Here is a 13,626-nt window from a genome sequence, read left to right on the forward strand (position 1 = left end):
AACTATAACTTTCGGTAGATGCGGTAAACCCTCTCGAACTCTACGATGTAGGCAGGAACAGAAGCAGGCAGCCTACAATATCGTCTAGCGGGAGGATTCAATTTGAAAACATGGTATACGCGCTATATTAGTCTATTATTGCTCATTTGCATGACGCTATCGCTGCTGCCGGCCGAGGCAATGTCCGCCTCCATAGGTACGGTGAATTCATCCGGCTCAGCACAGGGGGAGCCGGAGCCGCACATCAACTGGCATGATGTCTCTTTGGCTCCTTCGAGTTTGAGCTCAGAGATCAAGACATCGTTTCAGGATGTGAAGGCGGCAGACTGGTATTACCCTGCCGTTCAGTATGTGCAGCAGCACGGTATTTTCAGCGGGACAGGCAACGGGAACTTCACCCCTCAAGGCACAATGACAAGGGCCATGTACATCACCGTGCTGGGGCGGATTGCTGGGGTTGATATCAGCGGCTATACGGCTCCGGTGTTTGAGGATGTACCGCCGGACTCCTGGTATGGACCTTATGTGGCCTGGGCCGTGGAGAAAGAAATAACGACCGGGACAGGCGGCGGCAGGTTTTCCCCGGAGGGGATCGTGTCCAGGGAACAGATTGCTGTGTTGACGCTGCGGTATTTTGAAACAGTCAACGTGCATTATGAGAAAAACGGCAGGATCGAGACGAAGCCGAAGGATATCGCTGCGATTTCTCCATGGGCCGTCGATGCTGTCATCAAGCTTTGGCAGGCTGGCGTGCTTAAGGGCGATACCCAAGGCCGATTCAATCCCAAAGCCAAAGCAACCAGAGCAGAAGCTGCGGTTCTCAGCATGACGAGCCATGAGGTGATTCTGGCCTTCAAAGAGCAGGAGGAAGCTGCAGCGCCGCCCGCAGTACCGGAAGCTCCAGCTATTCCTGCGGCGCCATCGCCAATCGTTGAAAGCCCGGGCAATCCCGGTGGCGGCAGCCCTTCGGCATCGACATACATCATTTCATTTGAAACGAATGGAGGCACTGCAATCCAGAGCCTGTCCTATGCAGCAGGTGCACCGGTAAGTCAGCTTCCGGTTCCTGTGAAGGCCGGGGCTATTTTTCAAGGCTGGTTCAAAGATGCCGCGCTGACTCAGCTGCTCCGGGATGGAGAGCCGGTGACAGGCAGTATGATGCTGTATGCCAAGTATATCGACAGCGTTCATGAAGCGGTGCAGAGTATTCCAAGTGTCACGGTGCTGGATCAGTCCCCCCGTTTCACGCTGGGGATCCAGGAAGCTACCGGGTCCCTGACGGCCGAGCAGGTGAGGGCAGGCATGACGTTTGAAGCCCCGGCGAATCCAGGCTTTGCCGGTATTCAGGTGACCGGCTCGCAGGGCACATTTACGGCAGCGGCCCAGGAAGGGGCTTTTGAAGAAGGGAATACATATCAGGTTACGCTAACGGACGACAAGCTTTCTTTTACCGGACAGGATCCCTCGACGCGGGTTTATGTCTTTAGCATTAGCAAGCAGGCGGTTGCGCAGCTGCCTCTGAATCCTGAGCTGATCTATGTCCCGGCCTCCGAAGTGCAAGGCATGTCCCGGGAGGGGACACCCATGTCATTACATTCGGTACCGGTGATGCGCGCCAGCGTGACGAACGGTGGGACGGCGCTGTCAGCGGCAGATGTTACGAACGGGACGTTTAACTATGCCGGCAGCATGAGCATTGACGTGGGAGATACAGTGTCCATTTACGAAGGGACTCGGCCCGATCAGCGTACGGTTAACACGACCGAGGCCGATAACGGTGAAGTCGCGTATGTAGAAATTACAGCAAAGAATGGAACGACCTACACATACACCAGCGCTGATGCGGAGGAGGTGCTGCTTAAACCGGATGTGCTGCCTGTCAGCAGTGCTTCGGATATAGACGGCGATCCTGACAATAACTCTATTACGGTAGATCACGCTGCGCTCAATTTTCAGGACAGCAAGTATGCACCGCTGGGACTCAGTGAGCTGACTACCGTACAAGAAGGGGATTACATCGCCTTTTACGAGGGAGAATTCGGAAGTCAGTCCAGCTCTGCGGGCTACGCCAGAATTACCTCTGTCACCTCAGCAGGTTCAGAGGATATTATTACCTATACTGAAGTGACCTCTGAGGACATTGCGAGTGCGCTGGATTTCTATCAGAAGCAGCGTATAGATGGCGATGAGCTGTTAGAGGATGCCCAGGAGGAGAGGCTTGAGGCGCAGATCAAGCAGCAAGCGATCGAAAGCGGATTTGTACAGGAGGCCGCTGATTATCTGTCAACCATGGCTCTGCAGACCGACGGGTTCAAGCAGCGGTATGATGAGCGCAGCATCGCGGCATCCAAAGGCTCAGATATTGAGGTTAGTGTGGAGAATCTGACCGTTGTGCCTTCCATCGGCACGAAGCTGAAGCACTTCCCCGGACATACCGGTGCTAGTGTAACACTTCAGGTACAATGCGATATTATCATTGATACCGATGAGGGCAATGATGACAGCTTTATCATCCACATGACGAGCACATTTGAAGAAGAGATCCGCTTTGAGCTCGGGATCAACGGCGATACTCAGGTGAAATGGTACTGGTTCATTCCGATCATTCAAGACTACACCATTACCGCCAATCTGGATGCTTATACGTATACGGGCATCAATATCACAGCAGAGATGGGCACCATCGAAAAAGATAAAGGCCCGGACTGGTCACAGGCCAGCGACATCACGAACATAGCGCAGCAAATGCAGGCGCTGATGGATGGCGTGCAGATGAAGGAGACATTAAACGCGTCAACCCTGAAGCAGATGTATCAGGAGCTGCTCCAGAACGAGACCGAGTGGGTGCCGCTCTTGAGCCAGGAGCTTCTGCAGCAGAAAAAGAGAATCTGCTATGGCGTGATCGAAATCGAGTTCACGGTCAATTTCGTCATCAGTCTGAATCCCAATATTACGCTCGGCAGCGATTTCGGCTATAAAAGTGCGAAGCGATATTCTGTTACTGTACGTGTACTGAGCAGAACGGGTGCCAGCAACACGGTCAGCTTGTCCGGAGATGGCGAATATCATATCAAGCTGTATGTACTGGGAACGCTGGGGCTGCGGGCAGGCATCCAGATGCAGCTGAAGGCTGGCCTGTTCAGCGTCGATTTGAACAGCGTCGGGTTTGAAGTGGAAGCAGGGCCTTATTTGAAGCTTATGGGGTATTTTTACTATCAGCTGGTGTATACAGCGGCAGCCGGGACACAGACCCAATCCGCGGGAGCCATGTATATGGAGATCGGGATTTACCTGGAGTCTATTTTTGCAGCTCAGCTCGGAAATGGAGCTCTTTCAGCGCAGGTTCCGCTCTATTCCAATGAGTGGCCGCTCTACTCTGCAGGATCGCAGCTGAGTGTGGATGATTTTGTATATGTGCAGGAGGATACGCCTGTGATCCAAATGGTCAAGCGGCTGGAAAGTGAGAGCCTGCCATCCCGGCTGTTTACCATGAGTGCGATGGATTTGAAGTCGGGAGAGGTGATCGAGAAGGTCTATGATGCATCCCAGTTCACCATCGAGATGACAAACCCTGAATTTAAGTATGATGCGGCCAAAAATGTAATTACGGTGACGACGAACAAAGGGGCTACGCATGGAGAAATGGTGCTCACCTGGAAGCAGGCGCCGTTAGCGTTCACCTCCGCGCCCATCAAGCGGGTCGTTGAATTGAGCTGGATTAACAATGATTATACGAAGTTTCTGCAATTTTACCCGGGGAATGGAGATTCTTCGCTCCTGCTGAGAGGTCAGTATAATGAGAAGATTGTGCCTCCGGCGCCTCCGGTGAGGGCTGGTTATACGTTCAAGGGCTGGTACACAGAGGATGGCAAAGAGTATATTGTCCCTGACCGGATGCCCGAAAATCCGGAGTGGCTGTACGCCAAGTGGGAGCCGAGAACCGATACACCGTATAAGGTCGAGCATTATTTGATCGATTCCAATACGAATGAAGCTTCCCTTGCAGCTACAGAGAATTTGAAGGGGACCTCAGGGACGGAGCTCCGCATTTCCTCCAATAAATATCAAAGTGAAGGGTTTTTGTCCGGATATGTTGGAGGTGTATACATCAAGGGAGACGGCTCGACGGTAGCCAAAATCTATTATGAGCGCCATTATGCAACGCTTACCTTCAGCCTGGGCTACCGGGATTCCCGCGGCAATGAGCTGTTCACAAGGTCGATCACCGCGAGAAACGGGAAGAACATTTCGACGCAAATCCCGGGGGCGTTCAGAGCGGGATACACATTTACAGGCTGGTCGTCAGCAGTGCCAGCGGTGATGCCGACGAAAGACATGACGTTCACGGCGACCTGGCGAGAGAATGAGGATACCCCTTATAAGGTGGTGCATCTGCTTCAGGATCTGCCAATTCTTAGTGCTAATGCTGCGGGTCAGGTAAGCTATACCGATGCTCTGACTTACAGCGTCGCGGAATCCAATTCGTTTAAGGGGACGACGAATGCGGCCATTCAGGCAGCCCCGAAAAGCTTCGATGGCTTCACTTATGACAGCAGTGCCCCGAACACCTTGACTGCAAGTACAATTAACGGGGACGGCAGCAGTGTGTTAAGGCTGTATTACAAACGGAACCGATATCAGGTTACATTCGATGGGAACGGCGGTGCCCTGTCCAGCTATCCATCCATGATTCCACATGGAGCCAGTATACGGACCCCGTCGGCTTACCGCCAGTATGCGCAGTTCGAAGGCTGGTCGCCGGAGATTCCGGCTGTCATGCCGATGAGAGATATGACCTTCCAGGCGGTATGGACATTTGCCGACGGACTTTACCTCGCCTATCACTCGAAGGAGACGCTGCAAGGCGGGGCGTATGAGCCGCTGGACAATCCGGAGAAGCTGTACGCTCAGGCAGGCTCAACCGTAACGGCAGCGCCAAAAGAGTACGTGGGCTTCACCTATGACACCAGCGTGCCGGAAAGTGTGTCCAGCGGCACGGTCAATCTGGACAGCACCAACCCGCTTCGCTTGAAGCTCTATTACAAGCGGAACAGCTACAATCTGACCTTTGATGCGAACGGAGGGACAGGCGGCACGGTCATCCCGGTGAAATACGGAGCGTCGATCCTTGCATCAGACATTCCAAGGCCTGTGGTTACCCGGGAAGGGTATTTGTTCCGGGGCTGGATTCATCCTGATCCGCCAGCGATTATGCCGGCTCAGGATGTCACATTCATCGCCGATTGGAGTCTGGCTGCTCAGGTCGCTACGGCCGATATCAACAATACGGCTCCGGCAATTGGAGATACCCTTGCGGTTACGGTTCGTATGAGTGACAGCAGCTCGCCAGACGGTCAGGTGATCTATCAATGGCAGGTGGAGACGGCTGTCGGCAGCGGAGTGTATCAGAATGCTGTTGGTTCTGGCAGCACAGCGGCAAGCTACATCGTCACCGCCGCAGAGTCACACAAGAGGCTGCGCGTCGTTGTGACCGGTGTCGGTCAGGCTGTGGGAGAACAGATTAGTGCCGCGACCGAGCCCGTACTTGTTCTCGTTATCGGTGTTACGACAGATCACGTACAGCCTGCCGCCGGGGAGGCTGTGACCGCCCTTGTTACGATGAATGACGGTCAGCCTGCGGGCGGGCGTGTCAGCTATCAGTGGCAGGTGGAGACGACTGCAGGAAGCGGGAGCTATATCGCAGCTGCCGGGACGGGGAACGAGAGTCCGGTTTACACGGCAGCGGCTGACGATGTAGGAAAGAAACTGCGGGTAGTCGTGTCGGGAGTGAGTCCCGTGGCGGGATCACACACAAGTCCAGCAACCCAGGCAGTAGCCGCAAAGGTATCCCGGGTTACGATTGATAATACGACCCCATCACTTGGGGACATCCTAACGGCTGATGTCGTGATGAGCGACAGCAGCATCGCAGGCAGCCAGGTGTCTTACCAGTGGGAGGTTGAAACGACAGCAGGCAGTAGCATCTATCAGCAAGCGCACGGGGCAGGCAGCAATACGGCAAGCTATACAGTGGCTGCCGCTGATTCGGGCAAGAGGCTTCAAGTGACTGTTCGAGGTGTAGATCCGGCAATCGGCACGGAGACTGCCGTCACGAGCGCGGTTACGGTACGTGTACTAGGTGCAGTCATTCAACCCTCAGATCCATGGGTGGGCACCACCATTCATGCCGATGTGACCATGGCAGACGGACTTCCGGCAGGCAGCCGGGCTGCCTATCAGTGGCAGGTGGAAACGGCCCCTGGAAGTGGAGTCTATCAGGATGCATCCGGTCAGGGAAGCAGTACGTCAGCCTACATGGTTGCCGCAGCAGATGGCGGTAAGAGGTTGCAGGTTGTCGTAACAGGCATCCATCCCGGAGTCGGTACGGTCATTAGCGCTGCGACGAATGCAGCTACGACGTCCCCAGCGGATGAGTTTATTTCGAATGCGAAGGCAGCAGGGCTTACCAGCATCACCAAGCTGTCCAGCACTGAAACGGTTGTTGCCGGCGACCATAGCTTGAGTGCCAGTCTGCGGGTGCCTGCAGGCATTACGATGAACGTCAACGGTAATCTGCGAGTGCTTGCCGGTACTACCCTTGCCATTGATGGAACGGTTCACGTTTACGGCAATTTGGGCGAGCTTAGAAATTCAGGCACGGTTCTCGTCGAAAGCAGCGGTACAGTCGTCATCAATTCTGGCGTCAGCAATAGCGGGACCTGGACCAACAACGGCACGATTCAAATTCCAGCGGGACAGGGCGGGACCATGCGGTCGGAATACAGCTCCACGCTGAATGGATCAGGCCGCATGGATGTGTCCGGCAGATTAGAGTTTGACTTTGCCAATGTTAATCTGACGGGCCCGGTGGAGTTTACCTCATCTGCGCTGCATGTCGTAAACGGCTTTTCTGTCATCAGCAAAGATCCTTCTTATCTGACGCTGTCTACAGGTGCAGGTGTGACCTTAACGTATGTAAACGGTGTAGCCGAGTATACGTTGAACGGCAATGCGACCGTAATGGTTAACTTTAGCATAAAGCCTGACCAAAAATACGTGATCGCAAGCACTTCAGCCCTTCGGATTGTGAGCGGCCGCACGCTGACCATTGATGCGGGCGCCCTTATGGTTAACCAGGGGACACTGACGAACGATGGCACCATCACGAATCATGGAACACTGAATTCAACCCAGGGTACGATCGTCAACAATGGCTCTATAAACGGCAATACACCAGAGACATAGGCTTCACCCCAACACAACCAGGATGTCCTCCTGCCGCTAATGCGGTCGGAGACATCCTGTTTTTGTGCGGGTTGCCTCGCTGTATCTGTGATATTGTGGAAGAAACGTTCAAATGGAGAGAAAGTAAACCGAACCTTTTTCCGGCATCCGGCCAATATAAGGTGAAGTTCAGTATATAGGGAGGGCCCCCCGTGAAGGAAGTGAAGATCCAAGAGTTGTTAACGCGGATGCTGCAAGAGGAAGACTCTGCGTTCGAGGAGTTATACAGGGAAACCCGAGAGGATGTCTACCGGATGGTGGCATGCTTGATTCCGAACCGTCAGGATGCGGTGGAAGTTGCCAATGAGGTATATGTCCAATTATGGAGGTCTTATCGTGACTATGATCACACTCGGCCGTTTCGCTTCTGGCTCCACGGCATTGTGATTCGAGTGAGTAATCAACACCGGAGAAGCCTGTGGCGCAGCTTTCGCCGATATGATGTGCTGAAGCGGGCGTTGTCCACAGCCCCGGCACAGGACGAACCCATAAGCCGTCTGGAGACGAAGGATGAGCTGCTGGAGCATGTTATGAAGCTGTCAAGTAAACTGCGCACCGTAGTAGTGCTGCGCTGCTATCACGATTACAGTCTGGAGGAGACGGCCTCGCTGCTGCAGGTTCCGGTCGGGACCGTCAAATCGCGTTACCACGCTGCAATTATGAAGCTGCGTAAAGAGTGGAATCACATTTCAGATGAAAAGGTGGAGAGTACACATGACTATCGAGCAACACATTCGTAAATCCCTTGGGCATTATGCACACAGCATCGACGTTCCATCAGAGCTCGATGCAGCCGTTGCCAGGCATCTTAACAAAAGATATAGAGGCCGAAGAACCACACCCTTCCGGCGTGCGGTCCTTGTGGCGCTGATCAGTGTTTTTGCAGTGACGGCCACAGCCTTTGCGGCCAGCCCAGAGCTGGCTGATCGGATTTATGGTTCATTTGCAGAGCTGAAGAAGACGGTCGTGACGGTGACCATGCAGGAGTACCAGAAGCTGGGTATGAAGCTCGGCGGCGCGAAAAAAACACTGGGTGAGGATTACCCTGCCTTCGAGCAGCAGTTAAAGCAAGTGGTCGCTGCCAAGGTGGAGTATGCCAACAAGCATTATCAGATCGACTTTCTGGCTCTGCCGCCCGAGACCTATGCAGAATTAAAGATGCTGTATGCAGAAATACAGCCCTATTTTGACCAGCTGAATGGCCAGCCGATTGCTCAAGAGGTGCTTAGTGCTGAACAGTATGATCGCTACATGGAAGCACAGCTGCAGAGGGAATCAATCCTGGCTCAGTCGGGGGTCAATCCGAGCGATGGACCGGTGGAGCTCGGTGAGCTGCCGGTCGAGCTGCAGCCTGCGTATAAGGAGGCTCAGCAGACGATTTTCGAGCTGGAAGAGAGCATGAACAAGGGAAAATAAAAGCTATCATTCAGGAAAGAGGCACTCTCAACAGAGTGCCTCTTTCCACTTCACATATGAATCTATTATGATAAAGATACTACATAGATCAATCTCCATACCATCCAATGTATAGGAGGAAATGATGAACGATACGACAGCAGAGCTGGAATATTTTCAAGAGGTCAAGCAGGAGCTCACTTACTACTGCTACAGAATGCTCGGATCCATGGAGGATGCCGACGATGCCGTGCAGGAGACGCATATTCGGGTGTGGCAGCACCGGAGCTCATTTCGAGGGGAAGCCTCCTTCAAGACCTGGGTTTACCGGATCGCCTCTAACCTGTGCCTGGATAAGCTCAGGCAGGCGAAGCGCCGGATTCGTCCCGTAGATCATTTCGATCCCGCTGCCGACATTGTAGAGCCCCGCGATACGCTGCCGCCTTCCCAGTGGGTATGGCCAGCCCCGGATTTCGCGGAGAATCCGGAGGACCGGATGATTCGAAAGGATACGCTGCAGATCTGCTTTATTGCGCTGCTGCAGGTCCTGCCTCCCCGTCAGCGGGCAGTATGGATCTTCAAGGACGTCTTTGAGTGGCCCACCAAGCACATTGCTGAGGCTCTGGACATGTCTCCCGCTGCGGTAAACAGCGCACTTCAGCGAGCAAGAGCGGCGCTGGATCAGGAGCAGCTCCGCTCGGATGAATATGCCAGGACCGGCATGGAGCCGGATCAAGAGCTGCTTAACAGATATGTAGACGCATTTGAGCAGTTTGATATGGATACCCTGGTGGCGTTATTCCATGAAGAAGGCCGCATGTCGATGCCGCCGTTCAATATGTGGATCAAGGGCAGAGAAGATCTGCGTCAATTTTTCTCCCTTACGCGATGGCATTGTGAAGGGTCCCGGTTTATCCGGACCACGGCCAATGGTGGCGTTCCTGTATTGGCGCAGTATGTACCCGGCCGTACCCCAGACGTTCTCGTTCCCTGGGGCATTCATATGCTGGAGGTGCGGGAGGGGCATATTGATCATGTTCAGAATTTTATTCATACGCCTTTATTTAGAATATTTGGTCTTCCACTCGAAATACAGCGATGAATTTTCGCCACACCATACGTCTATAGGAGTGAGAGCTGTATAAACCAACAATTTGATGAAAGAGGTGTTGATCCATGAACAATCCATCTGCTCCTAAAGTAACGGTAGAAGCGACGGTTCAGGCTCCGATTGAGAAGGTATGGACGTATTGGACCGAGCCGGTCCACATTATGAAATGGAGCTATGCGACGGAAGAGTGGCATGTGCCGAAAGCGGAGAATGACCTGCGGGAAGGCGGGGCTTTCCTCAATCGGATGGAGGCGAAGGACGGCAGCATGGGCTTCGATTTTGATGGTGTATACGACACTGTGAAGCCTCATCAGGAGATCACCTACACGCTGGGAGACGGCAGAAAGGTTGAAATTCTCTTTGAGGATCAAGGTGGCGTGACGAAGGTCGTTCAGACCTTTGAAGCAGAAGCCACGCACGCTGTGGAGATGCAGCAGCAGGGCTGGCAGGCGATCATGAACCATTTCAAGCAATATACGGAGCAGGCATGAAGATGAAGCTGGTTCCATACATCACATTAGAGGGCCGAGCGAAGGAAGCGATCCAGTTCTACAAAGAGGTATTTCACGCCGAGGTGCTCTCCAGCACCACGTACGGTGAAATGCCGGGCATGTCTAATACATTTACAGAAGAACTAAAGGATCTGGTGGCGCATGCCAAATTAAAAATCGGTGATACGGAGCTTATGCTTTCTGATGCGCCAGCCGGATCACTGTCACTTGGAACTGGAAACCGGGTTACTATTTGTATTACGACGCACGCTGTCGAGCATGCTAGGGATATTTATGAAGCTCTGCGCCAAGGCGGGCAAGTCAATATGCCTTTCAGCGAAGAAGCTTTCAGTCCTGGGTTCGGTGATGTCACAGATCCATTCGGCGTAACTTTCCAGATTTATACGGAAATTGAAACCTTCTAAATAAGTTCTGGAGTCGGCCTGCTTAGGGCTCGACTCCTTTCTTTTTGCTTGAGTAAATCATGGTATAATCAATGAACGGAGCGCTCCAAGCCGGTAATGCTAAGCTATGAAAAACGTTGTCTACACAAAGAGGTGTGTTTATGAATGAACGAAGTTTTCAGGATTACCAATTAAGCGAGGATATTCTCCGCGCCTTGGATAATTTGGGATATCAAATGCCGACAGAGGTTCAAAGCAGTGTGATTCCCTCTGCGCTTAAGCAGAAGGATATGACCGTGAAATCCCGCACAGGAAGTGGGAAAACGGCAGCTTACGGCATTCCAATCTGCCAAATGGTAGAGTGGGATCAGAATCGGCCGCAGGCCTTGATTTTGACGCCGACGCGAGAGCTTGCCGATCAGGTTAAGCAGGATATGATGAATATCGGGAAATACAAACGAATCAAAGCAATTGCGATTTACGGCAAGCAGCCATTTGCTAGACAGAAGACGCAACTGACATACAGAAATCATGTGGTTGTGGGCACGCCAGGACGGATTATGGACCATATCGAGAAGCAAACGATCGATCTGGAGCAAGTGAGATTTCTCGTGATTGACGAAGCCGACGAGATGCTAAACATGGGATTTATTGAGCAGGTGGAGAAAATCATTCGCGAGCTGCCCAAGAATCGGTTGACTATGCTGTTCTCCGCCACACTGCCAAAGGATGTCGAGAATTTATGCCACCGATATATGAACCATCCGTTGGATATTGAGGTGAAGGCAGGCTCGGAAGCGACAAATCAGATTGAGCATTCGTTATATATGGTAAAGGATGAGGACAAGCTTCAGTTACTCCGGGCAATCACCGTGATCGAGAATCCGGATCGTTGTATTATTTTTTGCCGAACGCAGACTAGAGTCGAGGTCGTTTATAAAGAGTTGGAAAAACAGGGATATCCCTGTAACAGAATCCATGGAGGCATGGAGCAGGACGAACGCACTCAAGTGATGAACAAGTTTAAGCTAGGACACTTCCGCTATCTGATTGCTACGGATGTAGCCGCAAGAGGGATTGATATCGAGAACATCAGTCACGTCATGAACTATGATCTTCCATTGGAGAACGAGAGCTACGTACACCGCACAGGTCGAACGGGAAGAGCCGGGCAATCCGGGAAAGCGATCTCCTTTGCCAAGCCGAATGAAGAGAAATTCATTCTGAATATTGAAGCCTATATCGGGTTTGACATCCCTAGGAAATCAAATCCATCCGCAGAAGCAGTGACACGGGGAAAGGCGGCTTTTGAAGCGAAGTCAGGGAAGCAGCTATCGGTTACAAAAGGCCGCGGCTCTCGCCTGGGGCAGGATGTAATGAAATTGTATTTTAATGGCGGAAAGAAAAAGAAGATCAGAGCTGTGGACTTTGTAGGTACTATAGCCAAAATCGAAGGTGTGTCGGCAGCGGACATTGGGATTATTACCATAGAAGATCATGCTTCCTATGTGGATATTCTTAATGGCAAAGGCCGAATAGTGCTTCATATGATGAAGGATACGACCGTTAAAGGGAAGCTTCTCAAGGTGCAGGAAGCGAACAGAAGCTAACATTTAAATGAGGCAGCAAGAGAAGGTCCCGGGAGCGATGACAACTCTCCGGGACCTTTATAGTTTCTCTATCCAAACCACAGTACAGGTAATGTGATAAAAAAAAGAGGTTGCTATTATTTTGGATCCTGCTATACTTTAAAAAGAAATTGTCATTGATAATAATTATCATTATCATTATCACTGATAACCGGGACATCGCGATGAGTTTCGAAAGTATACATACAAAGGAGAGGGAAAGAGAAATGAAAAAGTTCAAATTTAGTATTGTAATGCTGGTGTTCGTACTGGTGCTGGCGGCATGCTCCACCGGGAACGATACGACAGGCAGTACAGAAAGCAACAGCGCCAGTGAGAATACAAGCACCACCACGACCACCGAAACGACGCCAGCCGCCACAGAGCCGGTTCAGCCAACGACCGTTGAAATTACCGATGCTCATGGCAAGGTTACCGTGCCTGTAAATCCCGAGAACGTTGTCGCGCTGGACAACCGGACGTTTGAAACGCTTGCGAACTGGGAGATCGAGCTGGCTGCGGTTCCTAAAGGCGTTATGCCTGCGGACTCCCCCTATGTAGCAGATGAGGGTGTTCAGGACATTGGCAATCACAGTGAGCCTAACCTGGAGATTCTGGCGGCTGCCAATCCGGAGTTAGTCATTGTAGGGCAGCGGTTTGCTGATTACTATGAAGACATCAAGAAGCTGGTGCCGAATGCAGTCGTCATCGATCTGAACTTCGACATCTCTGCCGAATCCGGCGCCCCGGGTGACAACCTGGTCAACGGACTGAAGGATGCGACGCTGAAGCTGGGACAGATTTTTGATAAAAATGCAGAGGCAGAGCAGCTGAATGCTGAATTCGATCAAGCTATCGCAGATGCAAAAGCAGCCTACCAGGATACCGAAACGGTAATGAGCGTCATTGTTTCCGGCGGCAACATCGGCTTCTCGGCTCCGGTCTCTGGACGCGTCTGGGGCCCGATGTACGAAATCTTCGGATGGACATCGTCCCTGGACATCGACAACACCTCGTCGGATCACCAAGGGGATGAAATTTCTGTAGAAGCGATCGCGCAGAGCAATCCGGATTGGATTTTTGTCCTGGACCGTGATGCTGCTATTAATTCAACCGATCCGAAGGTCCCGGCTCAGGATGTTATTGATAACGCCCCGGCGCTTCAAAATACAACCGCGGTCACTGAAGGAAATATCGTCTATGCACCGAATGATACGTACACGAATGAGTCCATTCAAACGTACATCGAGCTGTTCAACAATCTTGCTAATAAGCTAGCCGAGTAGTATAAAGGAGCACGCTATCGTGTCTAA

At 52.2% G+C, this 13,626-nt stretch carries 8 protein-coding genes; all 8 read left to right on the forward strand.

The window, feature by feature from the left end; genetic code table 11:
* Positions 1 to 102 precede the first annotated feature (102 nt).
* The 8 genes from JJQ72_RS11205 to JJQ72_RS11240 all read left to right on the forward strand — a co-directional run bounded on the left by JJQ72_RS11205 (position 103) and on the right by JJQ72_RS11240 (position 13,599).
* Positions 103 to 7,245 (forward strand): InlB B-repeat-containing protein, encoded by a 7,143-nt coding sequence (locus JJQ72_RS11205; protein WP_208203717.1) that lies wholly within the window; start codon positions 103 to 105, stop codon positions 7,243 to 7,245.
* Between the two features lie 191 nt (positions 7,246 to 7,436).
* Entirely contained in the window at positions 7,437 to 8,024 is a 588-nt protein-coding gene (locus tag JJQ72_RS11210; RefSeq protein ID WP_208203718.1) for a sigma-70 family RNA polymerase sigma factor, read from the forward strand.
* The gene (locus JJQ72_RS11215) at positions 7,999 to 8,700 is read left to right on the forward strand and encodes a DUF3600 domain-containing protein (RefSeq protein ID WP_208203719.1); all 702 of its coding nucleotides are present in this window, start codon (positions 7,999 to 8,001) and stop codon (positions 8,698 to 8,700) included. Before JJQ72_RS11210 ends, JJQ72_RS11215 begins: the two co-directional genes overlap by 26 nt.
* Positions 8,701 to 8,821: 121 nt before the next feature.
* Positions 8,822 to 9,781 (forward strand): sigma-70 family RNA polymerase sigma factor, encoded by a 960-nt coding sequence (locus tag JJQ72_RS11220; RefSeq protein WP_243896027.1) that lies wholly within the window; start codon positions 8,822 to 8,824, stop codon positions 9,779 to 9,781.
* A 74-nt stretch (positions 9,782 to 9,855) separates the two neighbouring features.
* Positions 9,856 to 10,281, forward strand: coding sequence for an SRPBCC family protein (locus tag JJQ72_RS11225; RefSeq protein WP_138227476.1), 426 nt, complete (start codon positions 9,856 to 9,858; stop codon positions 10,279 to 10,281).
* Positions 10,278 to 10,706 (forward strand): VOC family protein, encoded by a 429-nt coding sequence (locus JJQ72_RS11230; protein WP_208203720.1) that lies wholly within the window; start codon positions 10,278 to 10,280, stop codon positions 10,704 to 10,706. The genes JJQ72_RS11225 and JJQ72_RS11230 overlap by 4 nt, the downstream gene beginning before the upstream one ends.
* Before the next feature lie 140 nt (positions 10,707 to 10,846).
* Complete coding sequence (locus JJQ72_RS11235) at positions 10,847 to 12,295, forward strand: DEAD/DEAH box helicase (protein WP_208203721.1); 1,449 nt, start codon at positions 10,847 to 10,849, stop codon at positions 12,293 to 12,295.
* A 245-nt stretch (positions 12,296 to 12,540) separates the two neighbouring features.
* Complete coding sequence (locus JJQ72_RS11240; protein WP_208203722.1) at positions 12,541 to 13,599, forward strand: siderophore ABC transporter substrate-binding protein; 1,059 nt, start codon at positions 12,541 to 12,543, stop codon at positions 13,597 to 13,599.
* Positions 13,600 to 13,626 lie beyond the last annotated feature (27 nt).

This window comes from Paenibacillus sp. F411 (assembly GCF_017582705.1).
GTDB lineage: Bacteria > Bacillota > Bacilli > Paenibacillales > Paenibacillaceae > Paenibacillus_AQ > Paenibacillus_AQ algicola.